This window comes from Asticcacaulis sp. (genome assembly GCF_051954415.1).
Taxonomy (GTDB): domain Bacteria; phylum Pseudomonadota; class Alphaproteobacteria; order Caulobacterales; family Caulobacteraceae; genus Asticcacaulis.
Map to the genome: position 1 here is coordinate 1 of NZ_JBQCHT010000042.1, position 15,885 is coordinate 15,885.

Annotated in this window: 15 protein-coding genes; 5 read left to right on the forward strand and 10 right to left on the reverse strand. The window is 60.5% G+C overall.

What is annotated here, in order from left to right:
- Positions 1-661: fumarylacetoacetate hydrolase family protein (locus ACTHND_RS16005; RefSeq protein WP_440178968.1), on the forward strand; the 661-nt coding region annotated here is incomplete at its 5' end.
- Positions 662-716: 55 nt separating this feature from the next.
- Here ACTHND_RS16005 and lldD read toward each other — a convergent pair.
- Genes lldD through ACTHND_RS16045 form a run of 8 tightly spaced genes read right to left on the reverse strand, consistent with a single transcriptional unit; the run spans position 717 to position 8,684 of the window.
- Positions 717-1,847: an FMN-dependent L-lactate dehydrogenase LldD gene (lldD, locus tag ACTHND_RS16010; RefSeq protein WP_440178969.1), complete on the reverse strand. Its 1,131-nt coding sequence runs from the start codon at positions 1,845-1,847 to the stop codon at positions 717-719.
- A 24-nt stretch (positions 1,848-1,871) separates the two neighbouring features.
- Positions 1,872-2,669: a kinase gene (locus tag ACTHND_RS16015; RefSeq protein ID WP_440178970.1), complete on the reverse strand. Its 798-nt coding sequence runs from the start codon at positions 2,667-2,669 to the stop codon at positions 1,872-1,874.
- Positions 2,653-3,624 (reverse strand): 2-hydroxyacid dehydrogenase, encoded by a 972-nt coding sequence (locus tag ACTHND_RS16020; protein WP_440178971.1) that lies wholly within the window; start codon positions 3,622-3,624, stop codon positions 2,653-2,655. Before ACTHND_RS16020 ends, ACTHND_RS16015 begins: the two co-directional genes overlap by 17 nt.
- Before the next feature lie 28 nt (positions 3,625-3,652).
- Positions 3,653-4,423 carry an enoyl-CoA hydratase/isomerase family protein gene (locus ACTHND_RS16025; RefSeq protein ID WP_440178972.1) on the reverse strand — a complete coding sequence of 257 codons (771 nt, stop codon included), beginning with the start codon at positions 4,421-4,423 and terminating at the stop codon, positions 3,653-3,655.
- Positions 4,424-4,428: 5 nt separating this feature from the next.
- Positions 4,429-5,535 (reverse strand): extracellular solute-binding protein, encoded by a 1,107-nt coding sequence (locus ACTHND_RS16030; RefSeq protein WP_440178973.1) that lies wholly within the window; start codon positions 5,533-5,535, stop codon positions 4,429-4,431.
- A complete protein-coding gene (locus ACTHND_RS16035; RefSeq protein ID WP_440178974.1) occupies positions 5,528-6,733 on the reverse strand; it encodes a CaiB/BaiF CoA transferase family protein in 1,206 nt (401 codons plus the stop codon). The genes ACTHND_RS16030 and ACTHND_RS16035 overlap by 8 nt, the downstream gene beginning before the upstream one ends.
- Positions 6,734-6,760: 27 nt before the next feature.
- Entirely contained in the window at positions 6,761-7,507 is a 747-nt protein-coding gene (locus ACTHND_RS16040) for an SDR family NAD(P)-dependent oxidoreductase (RefSeq protein WP_440178975.1), read from the reverse strand.
- 1 nt (position 7,508) lies between these two features.
- The gene (locus ACTHND_RS16045) at positions 7,509-8,684 is read right to left on the reverse strand and encodes an aldose 1-epimerase family protein (protein WP_440178976.1); all 1,176 of its coding nucleotides are present in this window, start codon (positions 8,682-8,684) and stop codon (positions 7,509-7,511) included.
- A 301-nt stretch (positions 8,685-8,985) separates the two neighbouring features.
- Here ACTHND_RS16045 and ACTHND_RS16050 point away from each other — a divergent pair, with 301 nt between their 5' ends.
- The 3 genes from ACTHND_RS16050 to ACTHND_RS16060 all read left to right on the forward strand — a co-directional run bounded on the left by ACTHND_RS16050 (position 8,986) and on the right by ACTHND_RS16060 (position 12,128).
- Entirely contained in the window at positions 8,986-10,008 is a 1,023-nt protein-coding gene (locus tag ACTHND_RS16050) for a LacI family DNA-binding transcriptional regulator (RefSeq protein ID WP_440178977.1), read from the forward strand.
- The gene (locus tag ACTHND_RS16055; protein WP_440178978.1) at positions 10,005-10,355 is read left to right on the forward strand and encodes an L-rhamnose mutarotase; all 351 of its coding nucleotides are present in this window, start codon (positions 10,005-10,007) and stop codon (positions 10,353-10,355) included. The genes ACTHND_RS16050 and ACTHND_RS16055 overlap by 4 nt, the downstream gene beginning before the upstream one ends.
- A gap of 102 nt (positions 10,356-10,457) precedes the next feature.
- A complete protein-coding gene (locus ACTHND_RS16060) occupies positions 10,458-12,128 on the forward strand; it encodes an alkaline phosphatase D family protein (protein ID WP_440178979.1) in 1,671 nt (556 codons plus the stop codon).
- Positions 12,129-12,293: 165 nt separating this feature from the next.
- Here the strand turns inward: ACTHND_RS16060 and ACTHND_RS16065 are convergent, their stop codons facing one another.
- The gene (locus ACTHND_RS16065; RefSeq protein WP_440178980.1) at positions 12,294-14,345 is read right to left on the reverse strand and encodes a glycoside hydrolase family 2 TIM barrel-domain containing protein; all 2,052 of its coding nucleotides are present in this window, start codon (positions 14,343-14,345) and stop codon (positions 12,294-12,296) included.
- A 116-nt stretch (positions 14,346-14,461) separates the two neighbouring features.
- On the opposite strand from ACTHND_RS16065, the gene ACTHND_RS16070 reads away from it, so the two are divergent.
- Positions 14,462-15,160: an SDR family NAD(P)-dependent oxidoreductase gene (locus tag ACTHND_RS16070; protein WP_440178981.1), complete on the forward strand. Its 699-nt coding sequence runs from the start codon at positions 14,462-14,464 to the stop codon at positions 15,158-15,160.
- Here ACTHND_RS16070 and ACTHND_RS16075 read toward each other — a convergent pair whose 3' ends face one another.
- On the reverse strand, positions 15,161-15,781 hold the full coding sequence (locus tag ACTHND_RS16075) for a pseudouridine synthase (protein ID WP_440178982.1): 621 nt from the start codon (positions 15,779-15,781) through the stop codon (positions 15,161-15,163).
- Positions 15,782-15,885 lie beyond the last annotated feature (104 nt).

A 15,885-nucleotide genomic window follows, 5' to 3' on the forward strand; every position in this document is an offset into this window, starting at 1 on the left:
CGTCGCCGAGCCGGTGGCCAAGGTCGGCAAGTTCCTCTGCATCGGTCTGAATTATGCGGACCATGCCAAGGAATCCAACATGCCCGAGCCGGCCGAGCCCATCATCTTCATGAAGGCCACTTCGGCCATCATCGGCCCGAACGACGATGTCTATCTGCCGCCCAACGCCAAGAAGGGCGACTGGGAAGTGGAGCTGGGAATCGTGATCGGCAAGGAATGCCGCTACGTCTCCAAGGAGAAGGCGCTGGACTATGTCGCGGGCGCCTGCGTGGTGAACGACCTGTCGGAGCGCGAATTCCAGCTCGAGCGTCTGGGCACCTGGGACAAGGGCAAGGGCTGCGACACCTTCGGCCCGATCGGTCCCTGGCTGGTGACGAAGGACGAAGCCGGCGATGTCAACAACCTGAAAATGTGGCTCGACGTCAACGGCAAGCGCTTCCAGAACGGTTCGACGGCCACCATGGTCTTCAAGCCCGCCTTCCTGGTGCATTACGTCTCGCAGTTCATGTCGCTGCATCCAGGCGACATCATCTCGACCGGCACCCCGCCGGGCGTCGGCCTGGGTCAGAAGCCGGACCCGATCTATCTCAATGTCGGCGATATCATGGAGCTGGGCATCGAGGGCCTGGGCACTCAGAAGCAGACCGTAGGCGCTGCGTAGGCGGCGCTGCTTAAAAATTCAGGGCCTCCGGAGCCGTCCGGAGGCCCTTTTCATATCAGGCCAGCAGGTTGCGGTTGATTTCGGCGATGGTTTTCACGCCGGTGAGCGCCATGGCCGTGCGCATTTCCTTTTCGATCAGGCCCAGCAGATTGGTGACCCCAGCCTCGCCCTGCGTCGCCAGGGCATAGATATAGGCACGGCCCAGCAGCACGCCCTTGGCACCTAGGGCCAGCATCCGCACCACATCCAGACCTGTGCGGATACCGGAATCGGCCAGAATTGTCAGGTCGTCCCCCACGACGTCGGCGATGGCCGGCAGGGCCTTGCAGGTGGAGAGCGCACCATCGAGCTGGCGGCCGCCATGGTTCGATACCACGATACCGTCGGCGCCGAACTTCACGGCATCCTTCGCGTCTTCCGGATCAAGGATGCCCTTGATGATCATCGGGCCCTTCCACATGTCGCGGATCCATTCGAGATCGGACCAGTTGATCGACGGGTCGAAATTGGCGCCCAGCCAGCCGATATAGTCCTCCAGCCCCGTGGCCTTGCCGAGATATTTCGACACATTGCCGAGATCGTGCGGCGTGCCGCGCAGGCCAACATCATACGCCCATTCCGGCTTCATCATCGCCTGAATGATGCGGCGTATCGGGCCGAAATCGCCGCTCATCCCTGAATGCTTGTCGCGGTAGCGCGCGCCCGGCACCGGCATATCGACGGTGAAAACCAGCTTGGTCACTCCCAGCGCCTGCGCCCGTTCGAGCGCGTGCTTCATAAAGCCGCGATCCTTCAGCACATAAAGCTGAAACCAGATATCACAGCCGGACTTTTCAACGATTTCCTCAAGAGGACACAGCGAAACCGTTGAAATAATGTAGGGAATGCGCGCCTTCTTCGCGGCCTTCGCCACCTGAACCTCGCCGCGCCGGGCATACATGCCGCCCAGGCCGACCGGCGCCAGCCCGACCGGCATGGCCATTTTTACCCCGAACAGTTCCGTTTCCAGCGACAGGTCAGCGACATTTTTCAGGATGCGCTGGCGCAGGGCCAGGGAGGACAAATCGCCGACATTGTTACGCAGGGTCATTTCGGCATAGGAGCCGCCGTCGAGATAGTCGAACAGGAAACGCGGCAGTTTGCGTTTGGCGGCTTCGCGGTAATCGGTGGCGGCGGAAATGATCATGTTTGTCTCAACGCAGTCTGGTCATTATTTCGGACTTGGTTTCATATTCCGAGATGAATCAAGTTGCAAGACCAGGTCGGCATAGGCCGGCATGGTTTGCAGGATATGGCGGGTCAGGCGCTCGTAATACTGGATAAAGCGGCTGACCTCGGCGTCACTCATAATCTTCGCTCCGGTGCGGCCTTCCGCTTTCAGGCGGTCTCGGAGAGTGTTTTCCTGCTCGATGCGCCAGTCGCGCACAATCTCGAAACCGGGTGCCGCCAGCAGGATCAGCCGGTCGATATGGCTGAACAGCGCAGCATATGGACCTTTCAGCGCGTCATTGACCGACCGACGCCAGGCGCCACTGTCCTCGCGTTCCAGATCATTGACCGGCGCTATCAGGTCTTCATCCGACTGCGGAAGGGCGCCGACGCACCAGCCTTCAAATATAAGCACGTCCGGCGCGGTGATTTCCGGCCAGTCGCTTTCCGGAAAAGGCCGGTCACTGGCCTTGTCGAAACGCGGCAGGCGAGTCGGCTGTCCGGCTTGCAGGCTGGCAAACACGCGTTCGCCCAAGGCGACATAATGCGTGCCCGGTACACCGCGCGTGGCGAATAAGGGCGAGAGTGCCACCGGCCGGGCTTCCGGCGCCAGATAGAGATCATCGAGCGATAACAGCGCGACCTTGAGCCCCTCGTCTTCCAACCGCTTCGCAAGCCCCTCGCTCAATGTGGATTTGCCTGAGCCCTGCGCGCCGCAAATACCAAATATGAACGGCTTGTACGCCTCTTTCAGCCAATCTTTTATCCTGGCTTCTACAACCTCAAGCGACCCGGTCACCGACGGGCTCCCCCGCGAAAAACTGATCGACATTTTTCGCCGCCCGCATTCCCATGGCGTTGCGCGTCTCGATGGTGGCGCTGCCGAGATGCGGCAGCAGGACGGCATTATTAAGCGGCAGCAGGGCCGGATTGACCACCGGCTCGCGTTCATACACATCAAGCCCCGCCGACCAGATGGTGCCGGCTTTCAGCGCCGCCGCCAGATCATCTTCATTGACCACCGAGCCACGCGCCGTATTGATCAGGATGGCCGTCGGCTTCATCAGCCCCAGCAGGCGGGCATTGACCATGTGATGAGTTTCAGGTCCGCCCGGCGTATGCAAGGACAGCACGTCCGACTGCGCCGCCAGGTCTTCGAGGCTGGCCACATAGCGCGCCTCATGCGCGGCTTCGATATCGACCGCGGCCTGGCGGCGGCTGAAATAGGCGATCTTCATGCCGAGCGCCGTCCGCGCCTTATGCGCCGTCGCCTGGGCGATACGGCCGAAACCGACCAGGCCCAGGGTCTTGCCTTCCAGCGATTGCCCCATAAGCGCTGTAGTGCCCCAGCCTTTCCAGCCACCTTCGCGCAACTGGCGCTCGCCTTCGGAAGCCCGGCGCGACGCCATCAGCATCAGCATCAGGGCGATGTCGGCGGTGGCTTCGGTCAGCACATCCGGCGTGTTGGAGACCACGATCCCGACCTTTTTCGCCGCCTCGATATCAATATGCTCATAACCGGCGCCGAAATTGCCGATCATCCTTACCCGCGCATTGGGCGTAGCGAAAATTTCCGCCGTCAGCTTGTCGGTGACGGTGGGGCACAGGGCGTCATATTCCGTCATCGCCGCCTTGAGCTGCTCCGGCGTCAGCGGCTTGCCGCTGTCATTCACCGTCGTATCGTAATGCGCCTGCATATAGGCTTGGGCCGCTTCGGGCCACGGACGGGTGAGCAGAACTTTGGGGCGCGTCATTTCAGGGAATCTCTCAGTTTTTCTTCTTCTAACGCCTGTTGAATGCCGGCGCACGTTTTTCCTTGAAGGCGGCGCGGCCTTCCTGGGCATCTTCGGTGGCGAAGCAGATGGTCTGCAAATCGCGCTCGTATTCCACGGCCTTTTCGTACGGCATGGTATGGGCGGCACGCAGGTTGAGCTTGCCGGTTTCGGCGGCGATGGGCGCGCGACTGGCGATGGTCTCGGCGATGGCGCGGGCGCGCGCCATCAGGTCTGCCGGTTCGCACACCTCGCTGACCAGCCCCCATTGCTCGGCCTTCTGCGCCGTGATGGCGTCACCGGTCAGGATCATCAGCGAGGCATTGGAAGCGCCGATCGAGTGGACCAGGCCCGCGGCCATGCCGCCGCCGCCGATCCAGCCCAGCTTGATTTCCGGGGCAGCGAACTGGGCATTTGACGAGGCAATGCGGATATCACAACTCATGGCCGTTTCCAGCCCGCCGCCGAAGGCATAGCCATTGACCGCCGCAATGGTCGGCTTGAGGCACAGGCGGATGGCGTCGCAATAGTCGCCGCGATTACGGAATTCCCACGGCGTGGCGTAGTCATCGAGCGTGCGGATATCCGATCCGGCGCAGAAGGCACGTTCGCCGGCGCCGGTGACGATCACGCAGCGGATGGTATCGCTCTTGTTGCATTCGGCCACCGCGGCCTCCAGCGCATAGGCCATTTCCGGCGTCATCGAGTTGAGCTTGGCCGGGCGGTTGATGGTGATGGCGGCGACGTGGCCGTCCACTTCAAAAAGCAATTCGTCAGTCATGAGGGTCAGCGTTCCGATCCCGGAATCCGCGTTCCGGCATAAAGGGTTTGCAGTTGAATCAACAATTGATCGTGGTCGCCGTGGCGATAGAGTGTATCGCGGATGGCCTGCGATGCCGCGGTCTGAAAGGCGATGGCGCGGTTGTGACGCGGCCGGACATAAGCGGCTTCCAGCGTATCTGCGGTATTGCGATAGAAATCACCCCAGCGCGCATTGACCACCGCGTCCCGCCACGCAACACGCAACGATGGCTGGCCGTCATGCGCGGGTATAAAGCCGATCTGCGCCTGCGGCGACATCAGCCAGCGCAAGTGATCGAGCAGTTCGAGCGTGACCTCGCAACGTTTCGAGATACCGATACCGGTGCCGCCCAGGGTCGAACCGATCCCGCCGGCGCTGCGCGGCGCATTGGCGAAGGTCAGAGCCTTTCCAGCGTTTGGGGCGGCATAGTTCACATAGCCATAGATCAGCGGACACAAGACCACATCGTCACGATCGACCATATGCTGGAGGATGCCGATCGGGTTCTTTTCACGCACACTTAAAGGCGATGTGTCTGTCAGGCGTTGCATGATATCGAGCGCGGTCAGCCCGACGGCTTCACTAACAAACAGGTCCGGATCTTTCACCGCCGGACGCTCGCCCAGTGCTGCGCAGATCGACTGAAAGCTGAGCGCCGCGTGCGGCCCGGCCAGCGACAACGCTACAGGCCCATTGAAGGCCAGAACCTCATCCCACGTCTGAGGCGGAACTATGCCGGGACGACAGGCCATCACCTGCGTGGCAGCATCGAGCGGCAAGGCCCAGTGTTTACCAGCGAACTGATAGCTTTTCAGCGACGGCCCAATACAGTCACGCGCCCAGCCGGCAATCTCTTCCGGCGTGAAGATGTCTTCAAGCGGCCGCAGGCAATCACCGGCCACCGCTTCGCCGACATGCGGGTGATCAAGCACCACCAGGTCATACTGTTCGCACAGGTCCGCAATGGGATGCGTCTCAAAGCCTTCCAGCGAGTGCCTGTCCCAGGACAGGCCGAGCGCGGGATTGGCTTTCGCCGCCGCATCCAGCGCATTGAAGCCGCGCGGATGATCCCAGGTCAGCCCCTTAAACATTGACTTTCTCTGGTGCCTGCTTCACCGCGCCGCTTTTCAGCAGCGCCTCGATCTCCGCTTCGGACTTGCCGGCGGCGGCCAGGATTTCGCGGGTGTGTTCGCCAACGCGCGGCGCGCCGCGATCAACGGTTGATGGCGTCTTGGAGAACTTGATCGGGAAGCCCGGCGTCTTCACGCGGCCTTCGGTCGGATGATCATATTCAACGAAGGTGCCGTTGTGCTTGATCTGCGGATCATTGACGACGTCCTCATAACCATAGACCGGCCCGCACCATATATCGACCGGACGGAACATATCGAGCCATTCCTGGGTAGTCTTTTCTTCCAGCTTGATACGCGTCATGGCATAGATTTTATCGCGGTAGGTCCACGAATCCGTCTGGTCTTCCAGGTCGGCAAAAAAGGGTTCACCAATCAATTCGCCGAGCTTTTTCAGATTGGCCATGGCGATGGTGATATAGCTGTCCTTCGTTTTGAAGACACCGTAGGGCGCACGGATATAGGAATGGGCGTGCGGCTCCACCGAACGTATCTGCGGCTTTTTGCCGACCGTGAAGACCGACAGTTCCTGCATCTGGATGGTAGTGATGGCATCGAGCATATTGACCTCGACCTTCTGCCCCTCGCCCGTGCGTTCGCGGTGGAACAGGGCCGCCAACGCGCCCTCGAAAGCCGTATAAGCAGTAATAGCGTCAACGAGGTACTGGCCGGCGGGCGATGGCGGCGTATCCTTCGATCCGGCCGACATCATGGCGCCGGACATGGATTGCAGCAGCAGGTCCTGGCCCGGATAGTTCTTGTAAGGCCCGTCCTCGCCATAGCCCGACATCGACACATAGACGAGCTTCGGATTGATGGCCGACAGGGTCTCGTAATCGACGCCAAGACGTGCGGCCACGCCGGGACGATAATTCTGCAAAAATACATCGGCCGACTTGACCAAATCGAGCAGCAGGGCCTTGCCTTCCGGTGATTTCAGATCGACCGCCAGCGAGCGCTTGTTACGGTTCAGCGACAGGAAGGAGACATTGATTTCATTGCCCCAGGCGCCGCCGGCAGGGGCATGACGCTGCCATTCGCCGGTGGTCGGCTCCACCTTGATAACGTCCGCGCCCATATCGCCCATGCGCTGCGCCGCGAACGGCCCGGCCATGGCGATGGAGCAATCGAGAACGCGAATACCGCTTAAGATACCCATGTGAAATCAAGTCCTTATGAATCTGTTTTAATCCATCACCCAGCCGCCATTGACGTTCAGCGTCTGGCCGGTGATGAAACCTGTGTCTTCGGAGCTCAGAAAGGCGATGGCGTTGGCGATATCGCCGACATGGCCGCGACGCTTGATCGCCTGCTGGGCCAGGACATGGCGGTTATAGCCTTCAGGATCGGGATTGATGGCCTCGGCATCCGTCGGGAACGCACCCGGCGAAATGGCATTGACGGTCACACCGTAGGGGCCGAATTCGCGCGCCCAGGCATGGGTCAGGCCGATCAGCGCGCCCTTTGAGGCAACATAGGGATAGATATTGGGCCAGCCGCCGGAGAGCGTGATCGAGGCGATATTGATGATGCGGCCGAAGCCCTTCGCCTTCATGCTCGGTAAGGCTTCCTGCACCGCCACGATGCCGGCGTCAACATTCACACGCTGCACACGCTGATGGTCCTCGAGGGTGAACTCTTCAAACGGTTTCGAGGGATAGATGGCTGCGTTGTTGATCACCACATCGTAGCCGCCGGTCTCTTCGCAGCGGGCGCGGATATCGGCGCGAAAGCCCTCCAGATCGGACATGTCCGAACGCGTGACCAGCAGACGGCCAGTGGTGACGGCTGAAGCTGCGGCGGTCAGGGTGGCGATCTTGGCGTCGTCGTGATCGACGGCTACCACGGTTGCGCCGCGCTTCAGAAAGTTCAGCGTGGTTTGCAGACCGAGGCCACCGGCCGCACCGGTATAGAGGATAGTCCGGTTCTGCATCCTAGCGCCCTCCGATCGGCGGGAACTGGCCTGATGGCGCGGGATAGTCTTCCGATGGCTGAAGGCTCACCGCCTCGATACGGCTGACGGCATCCGCGACTGCTGCGGCGTCCGGCAGGATGCGGAAGACACTGTCATAGCGACGCTCATCGCCATGTTCCAGCCAGATCAGTTCGCCGCGCTCTTTCGCAAATGGCTTGCCAAAAACATGGTTTGTGGACGGCTCGATGCCGAGCGCATAGTGTCCAGCTTGCAGGTTCTGCCATTCATACATGGCCGGAAACTGCTCTTTCAAAACTTCAACTTCAAAGCCGAAACCCATGGTTTCATTGACCAAAGCGACATTTACCTTGCCCACCGCATCCGGCTGCATGTCGTGCTGCCACACCTGCTCATGGAAGTTCAACTTCGGTTCCGATAGGATGCGATAGCCGACACCCTGCTTTTGATAGCCGTCGGCATGGGCAGCCCAGACGACATCGCGGATCGGCGCGACATAACGCGAGCCTTCGGCCAGTACGGGATGGCCGACATTGATATGGTAGCAATACATATGCGGCGTGCGGTAGAATCCATGATTGACCACCCGGTCATGCAGATGGATTTCGTTGGAACCGACTTTCGCCTCGATGCGGCGGATCAGGTGCAGATCCTCGCCAAAGACGGTCGATTGCTGAACCACGCCTTCCGCCCACAGAATGCAATCGTCCCCCTCCCAGCGCTCGCCATAGCCTGTCAGGCGCGCCGGAATGGTGCCGATCCGGCCATGCAGTGACGAAGACACCGCCTTGCGGGCGCTGTAGTGATACTGATCGGCGGCATCGTCATCCATGAACAGGATATGATCGAGCCCGCAGGTCACCATCAGGCCCGAGAAGGACCGGAACCATCCTAAGCCCCCCTCGCCTTCATAGTCGTGCAGGCCGGGATGCCTGAAGCCTGAGGGTGAATGCCAGCCGATGGCGCGGCCATTATGCTCGCAATCGGCAATATCCATGGCGCGATCGACCAGCACGGTGAAGCGCAGGCCGGAGCCGGTGCGGAATTCCAGCATCCGCACGCCACGCTCGACACCATCCCCCAGCGTCATCAGACGCACACCGGCGAATTGCGATAACTGGCCGGTATGCGCCGCCAGGTCGCGGCGCGTGTAGGTTTGCTTGAAAAGTTCAGCCATGAGCCAGTTCCGTATCCCTGTACGCGATATATTTTTTTGCTGTCGATCAGTCATATACCGATCAAACTTGATGTCAATACATCATCATACATCATATGTGTAATTTTTAATCGCGCACAATCGATTTAAAATAAAATCCTTATATATCAGATATTTAATGACACTCTCTATTCGGCAGCCTAACGAAACGAATGCGTGCGCTTCACAAAATGCTTGACTTCACCGACTGCATTCGATGTATTTTGATGTCAAAGACCGCAACCCTGCGCCGAGCTGCGAATCCCAAGGAGGAGCGCACCCCATGGCCGTCACCCGCGCCACCCTGATCGACATCGCCAGACAGTCCGGCGTCTCCACGGCTACGGTAGACCGCGTGCTCAACAAACGCCCCGGCGTGCGCGATCGCACACGGGAAATCGTTTTTCAGACGGCCTCGCGCCTGGGTTATATTGCCCTGCCGGGAGAGGTCACGGTCAGCCGCGGGCCCGTGGCGCTCGATTTCATCCTGCCCAATGGCGCCAATACCTTCATCCGCAACCTGTCGAAATCGCTGGAAGAGATCAGCGCCGACCGCGGCGATATCGAACTACGGCTGCATTTCACCGAAGGCTTCGATCCCTACGCCCTGGCTGATGCCCTGCTGAAACTGTCCGGGCACTCAAAGGCAGTTGGCGTGATCGCCCTGGATCACCCTGTCGTGCGCGAGGCCCTGCGCCAGTTGCGCAATTCGGGCACCCTCGTCTTCACCCTGATCTCCGACATTTCCAATGTGCCGCGCGAAGGCTATATAGGCATCGACAATCGCGCCGCCGGCCGACTGAGCGGCTATCTGCTCGGCCGCCTGTTGCCCAAAGCCCCCGCCAAGCTGGCCCTGTTCGCCGGTTCGCTGTCCTACCGTGGCCACGAGGAGCGCGAGATGGGCTTTCGCCATATCCTGCGTGAATCCTACCCCAATCTCTCGGTCGTCGAACTGCGTGAGGTACATGATGACGACGAGGCCGCCTACCGCGAAGCCCGCACCCTTCTTCAACAGTATCCCGACCTGGCCGGCATCTACAATATCGGTGCCGGTAATCGCGGTATTGCCAGGGCACTGGAAGATTCCGGCCGTGATCAAAAAATCGTCTTTATCGGCCATGAACTGACCGATCACACCCGTAAATTCCTGCTGGATGGGGTGATGGACGCGGTTATCGACCAGAACCCCTATGTCGAGGCCCGCGAGGCCATAGATCAACTGGCCCGCACCCTGCGCGGCGAGACAGTCAAATCCTATCTGCCGATCCGCGTTCAGGCGATTTTCAAGGAAAATATTCCAGAATGAGCGCCACAATCCGCAAGGTCTTCGCCGTCGATATCCATGCCGAGGGCATAGAGACCTACAAGGCCTGGCACCGGGCCGGCGGACCGCCGCAGGCTGTCACCGACGCCATCCGTGCCGACGATATCCGCGACCTGGAAATCTGGCTGGTCGGCGACCGCATGATGCTGATCATGGAACAGGGACCGGATTTCGATCCGGCGGCCAAGGCGCAACGCGATAACGCCAATCCCGATGTCCAGGCCTGGGATGCCCTGATGCGCACCTTCCAGAAGCCCCTGCCCTTCGGACCGGAAGGCTCGACTTGGCTGGAAATGGAGCGCATCTACAGCCTTTCGGAACAGCCCTGAACTTTGCCGTTAAGGTTTTTGAAGAAAAACCGTCACTTAACCGCAAAATGACTGTCACCAAATCACCCTATTGCCTCGCTTATCGGAAACAGCGGGAGCTTTATGGGGATGGTCAGCCGCCGGAAAGTCCTGTTTGCCGCAGGCACGATTGCCGCCGCGCCCGCGCTCGGCGCCTCCGCCCTTCCCGAAACGCCCGCGCAGGTGCGATTTGAGCACGGCGTCGCCTCGGGCGATCCGTTACCCGACGCGGTGATCCTGTGGACCCGGATCAGCGGGCTTGAGCGCGGCGCCGATATTGCCTGGCAGATAGCGCGCGACGACAGCTTTTCCACCCTCGTCGCCGAGGGCAAGGTCTTCACCGATACCGGCCGCGACTATACGGTCAAGGTCGATGTTCGTGGCCTGGTGCCGGATACCGAATACCACTACCGTTTCCTGGCGGGCCCGATCGTCTCGCCGATCGGCCGCACCCGCACCCTGCCGCTGCAAACCGACAAGGTGGTTCTGGCTGTCGTTTCCTGTTCCCTGCACCCGAACGGCTATTTCAACGCCTATCGCGCCATTGCCGACCTGCCGCGTGTCGATGCCGTGGTCCATCTTGGCGACTATATCTACGAATATGGCGCCGGCCTGACCGATTATGGCATGGGCAATGGCCGGATGCTGATGCGTATTCCCGAACCGGCGCACGAGATCGTTTCGCTGGCCGATTACCGGATGCGTCACGCCCAGTACAAGCGCGACGAAGACCTCCAGGCCGCCCATGCCCGCGCGCCGTGGATCTGCGTTTTCGATGACCACGAAATCTGCAATAACCCGTGGCGCGACGGCGCAGAAAACCACCAGCCGAACGAAGGCGACTGGGGTGTGCGCAAGGCCGCGGCGCTTAAAGCCTATTTGGAATGGATGCCGATCCGCGATCCGGCGCCTGGCAAATTGCGCGAGGCCATCTACCGCAGTTTCCGCTTCGGCAAACTGGCTGAACTGGTCATGCTGGAAAGCCGTTTGCTGGCACGCACCAAACAGCTCGATTACGCCGAAGACCTGACCTATGCCGATGGCAAGCCCGACAAGGTTGCCTTCCGCACCAGGCTCAATGATCCGGCGCGTGAGCTGCTGGGCGCCGAACAGCGCCAGTGGTTGCAGGACACATTGAGCGCTTCGGCGCAGGATGGCGTCACCTGGCAGGTGCTCGGCAACCAGATCGTCATGGCACGGGTCAATGGACCGGATATCTTCAAACGCCTGGGGCCGGATGCGATTAACACACTTCGCACAGTTTCCCCGGAAGGCGTGCGCAAGCAACTCGACACCTTCGTGGCCCTGTTCGACAGTGCCGATCCCCTGCCCTTCAATCTCGACGCCTGGGATGGCTACCCCGCCGAACGTGAGCGGCTCTACAGCATGATCAAAACGGCCGGCGCGCGCACAGTCGTTGTCTCCGGCGACAGCCATTGCGCCTGGGCTAACCAGTTGCGGGATGGTGCCGGCCAGCCGGTCGCCGTCGAACTGGGCGTCACCGCCATTTCCAGCCCGACGCGCTGGCTCGATTCCTGGCTGCCAGACCTGCAACTGGCTGCTACCCTGGCCGAGCAGAATGAGGAGGTTCTGGCGGCGGATGATGCCTATAACGGCTTTGTCCGCCTGACCTTGACATCAGAAGAAATGACCGGCGAATGGATGGCCGTCAGTACCATCACCTCACGCCAGTTCACCTGTTTCCCGCAGCGCCGGTTTTCTGCGAAAGCGGATGAGATGCGGCTGAAGGGGTAAGGCAAGATACCCCACCACCACGCCATGAAGAATGGCGCGGTCCCCCTCCCCGGCAAGCCGGGGAGGTATAAGATAAAGAGTAATTTCCTCTTTATACCTCCCCATCTTTGATGGGGAGGGGGACCGCACGAGCCGCGAAGCGGTGAGATGTGGTGGTGGGGTTTCTTATTTTTCGCCCACGGGCCCTTCATAGTTCCATACCACGCGGTCGTGCAGATCCTTCCCCGCGAAAGCCTCGATGACATTCTCGCCGTCCTTCAGGTCGACCTCCCAGATGGCGATGTGATCGACCACTTTCTGCGCCCCTAATGCCTCACCGTTCAGCGACAACCGCACCTCATCCATGTTCGAATAAACCTTAACCTTCACATGGCGGATGCGCTTGTGAACATCGCGCGGGCTGGTGATATGGACCATCAGCCGGTCAGACCAATTCGCCTGATACCAGTAGTAGGCGTCCTTCTTCGTCTGCCGGTCTTCGGTCACCAGGCCCTTGTCATTGATGGCCGGGCGGTCACCTTCGTTACGGCGAAAAGACGGGAAATCGAACGCCACCCAGATGAAGTCCGACCACAGATAAGGCCGCGCCTTCAGTTCGCGCCAGTTGGCCTCATGGTAAAGCGCCTGGTACTGTTCCGGGTGCCAGAAAGCCTGCGGCACCACGGCTTTCGGCGCGTCTTCCTGATGCCGGATGCTGGCGCCGGCGCCATATTCCGATACCCCGAAAATACGCGTGGGATATTTGGCGTGCAGGGCATCGGCCCATTTGCCCATATCGGCGAAGGTGTCGCCGTACCAGCCGAAATAGCGGTTGTAGGAAATGACATCGCTGTGGCCGGCGATAGGATCGTCATCGGCCAGGCAGCAATGGGCGTAGACGGTCGGCCGCGTCGGGTCCATGGTTTTTGCTGTTGTCTGCAAGGCCGCCAGCACCGGATTGGCGTCTGGCACAGTCGAGCGAATCTCGTTGCCCAGCCCCCACAGGGCCACGGACGGATGATTGTAGTTTTGCGCGATCAGTTCGCGCATCTGCTCCACGGCATTGTCCTGGAACGCCTGACCGGCGGTGATCGCGTCAACCAGCGGCACTTCAGTGGTCAGCAATATGCCCATGCGGTCGGCATCGTCATAGACATGCTGCGGATGCTGCATATGGGCCAGGCGCAGGGCGGTGACGCCCATATCGTCCATGATCTGCATGTCCTCGTCGATATCAGCATTGCTGACCGCCGTGCCTTTGCCCTTGCGGCCCGGCTGCTGCATATTGGCGCCATAAATGCGGTAGGGCTGGCCATTGAGCAGGAAACCCCTGTCAGGGTCAATCGTCACGGTACGGATCCCCAGCGGCACGGTCACGCGGTCACTCCCCGCCTCGACCACCACCTTATAGAGATAGGCGTCCTTGCGACCCTCCCACAGATGCGGATAGCGGACGGTGAGCGCCTGTTCGAGCGGTTGGGATTGCCCGGCCGCCAGAGAAACCAGCGCTTTCGCCGTAGCCACCACCTTGCCATCGGCATCAAGTATGTGCGTTTTCACAGCGATCTTCGCCGCCTGCGCGCTGTCGTTCTTCAGCAGAATACGGGCGCTAACATCGGCCTTCGCCGCATTGATCGCCTTTGTCGTCACATAAACGCCCGGACCGCCATGATCCATCAGGTCGACATGGACGCTGCCGGTGGTGATGAGCGAGACCGTGCGATAAAGCCCGCCAAAAACATTAAAATCACCGGTCAACGGCGCCACCTGCGGCACGCGCGTATTATCGACCCGCACGGCGATCAGGTTGTCGCCCGCTTTCAGGGCATCGGTGATATCGAAGCGAAAGGCCGCATAGCCGCCTTCATGATGGCCCACGCTTTTCCCGTTGACCCAGACATCGGTCACCAGGGCCGCACCGTCAAATTGCAGGACATAGCGCTGGCCGGCTACCGGCATGATCTCCAGTTGGCGACGATACCAGCCCGGTCCGCGATAATAGACGCCTTCCTTTTCGCCACGCGAGGTGTCGCCGCCCTGGTTGGCGTCGCCTGCATTGAAAGTATGCGGCAGGGTGATCGTTTGCCAGCTATTGGCATGGAAGTCCGTACTTTTTGCTTCCGGCACGTCGCCTTTCATAAACAGCCAGTTATCGTTCAGCGATATCTGTTCCCGCGCCAAGGCAGGCGTGGCGAAAATGACGGCGAGCACCAGCAGCAGGCGGGCAATATGTTTCATGGTGGCGTTTCCTGTGAATAGCCGCCACCCTATTCTGACACCGGTATCATGACAAGTTAAAATTCATATGATGAATTTGGCGCGATCCAAAAAGGTCGCATCCGCGTACTATCGTCATGACCACACCCTCAAAAGGCAATGCCATCCTTATCGGCGCCAGCGGCGGAATCGGCGGCGCCCTGCTGACCGCTCTGATCGCTCAGAAAGGCTATGATCAGGTGCTTCCCCTGTCGCGGTCATCCGCGCCGCCGCTGGACCTGCTCAATGAGGAAAGCATAGCCGAGGCCGCGAGTTGGGCGGCGTCGCAGGGCGATATCCGGCTGGTGATAGACGCCACCGGCTTCCTGCATGACGCGCAGTTTCAACCTGAAAAAAGCTGGAAACACCTCGATCCGGCGCATATGGCCAGGGCCTTTGCCATTAATGCCGCCGGCCCCGCCCTGCTGATGAAGCATTTCCTGCCCTTGCTGCCCCGCGAAGGCCGCTCCGTTTTCGCCCTCCTATCGGCCAGGGTCGGCAGCATCGGCGATAATGAACTGGGCGGATGGTACAGTTACCGGGCCTCGAAAGCGGCGCTCAATCAGTTCGTCAGGACCGCCGCCATCGAATTGCGCCGGCGCGCCCCACAAGCGATCTGCGTATCCCTGCATCCCGGAACGGTCGAAACAGCGCTGTCGTCTCCCTTTCACAAGACCGGCCTGGCGGTGCGGCCGCCCGCCGAAGCCGCCCTGGCCCTGTTAGGTGTGATCAACGGATTGCAACCCGATCAGAGCGGCGGTTTTTACGATTATACGGGCCAGCCCCTGCCCTGGTGATCAGAAAGGCGCCGGAGAGCGAAAATCCATCACCTCACCGCTGACCGGATGCGGCAGGGACAGGCATTCGGCATGAAGCAGCAAACGCCGGCTTAAGACCTCGATGTCCGCCGGCGCATAAAAGACATCCCCCACGATCGGATAGCCAATCGCCATCATATGAACGCGCAACTGGTGCGACCGTCCGGTCACCGGCTCAAGTTCGACCCGCGTCGTGGCCCTCTCGTGCGCCAGAACCCGCCAGCGCGTCAGGGACGGTTTGCCAATCTCATGATCGACCATTTGCCGCGGGCGGTTGGGCCAGTCGGTGATCAGCGGCAGGTCGACCTCCCCCTGCCCTTCCAGCCGGCCCGCCACCACGGCGATATAGCGCTTGCTGACCCTTCGGTCGGCAAAGGCTTTTGACAGGGTGCGATGCGCCTCGGCCCCGCGCGCAAACACCATCAGGCCGGAAGTCGCCATGTCGAGCCGGTGAACGGTCAGGGCATCGGGATAGTCAATCTGCAAACGGGTAACCAGGCAGTCCTTGTTTTCCGGCAGGCGGCCGGGCACGCTCAGCAGACCGGCGGGTTTTTCCGCCACCAGCATGTGGTCATCGGCAAAAAGAACGGTCTCAGCCACCGTTCTTGCCCATGCGGACGATCGGCAGGGTCAGCCCTTCCTTCATTTGCGCCTCAGTGGTCTCGATCGGTTCGTAGCCATAGGCGCGATAAAGCGGAATGCCG

Excerpts from the sequence above, each read along its gene's own strand:
- lldD (WP_440178969.1), bottom strand. The coding sequence starts at position 1,847 with ATGATCATTTCCGCCGCCACCGATTACCGCGAAGCCGCCAAACGCAAA.
- ACTHND_RS16020 (WP_440178971.1), bottom strand. The coding sequence starts at position 3,624 with ATGACGCGCCCCAAAGTTCTGCTCACCCGTCCGTGGCCCGAAGCGGCC.
- ACTHND_RS16025 (WP_440178972.1), bottom strand. The coding sequence starts at position 4,423 with ATGACTGACGAATTGCTTTTTGAAGTGGACGGCCACGTCGCCGCCATC.
- ACTHND_RS16030 (WP_440178973.1), bottom strand. The coding sequence starts at position 5,535 with ATGTTTAAGGGGCTGACCTGGGATCATCCGCGCGGCTTCAATGCGCTG.
- ACTHND_RS16035 (WP_440178974.1), bottom strand. The coding sequence starts at position 6,733 with ATGGGTATCTTAAGCGGTATTCGCGTTCTCGATTGCTCCATCGCCATG.
- ACTHND_RS16040 (WP_440178975.1), bottom strand. The coding sequence starts at position 7,507 with ATGCAGAACCGGACTATCCTCTATACCGGTGCGGCCGGTGGCCTCGGT.
- ACTHND_RS16045 (WP_440178976.1), bottom strand. The coding sequence starts at position 8,684 with ATGGCTGAACTTTTCAAGCAAACCTACACGCGCCGCGACCTGGCGGCG.
- ACTHND_RS16050 (WP_440178977.1), top strand. The coding sequence starts at position 8,986 with ATGGCCGTCACCCGCGCCACCCTGATCGACATCGCCAGACAGTCCGGC.
- ACTHND_RS16055 (WP_440178978.1), top strand. The coding sequence starts at position 10,005 with ATGAGCGCCACAATCCGCAAGGTCTTCGCCGTCGATATCCATGCCGAG.
- ACTHND_RS16060 (WP_440178979.1), top strand. The coding sequence starts at position 10,458 with ATGGGGATGGTCAGCCGCCGGAAAGTCCTGTTTGCCGCAGGCACGATT.
- ACTHND_RS16065 (WP_440178980.1), bottom strand. The coding sequence starts at position 14,345 with ATGAAACATATTGCCCGCCTGCTGCTGGTGCTCGCCGTCATTTTCGCC.
- ACTHND_RS16070 (WP_440178981.1), top strand. The coding sequence starts at position 14,462 with ATGACCACACCCTCAAAAGGCAATGCCATCCTTATCGGCGCCAGCGGC.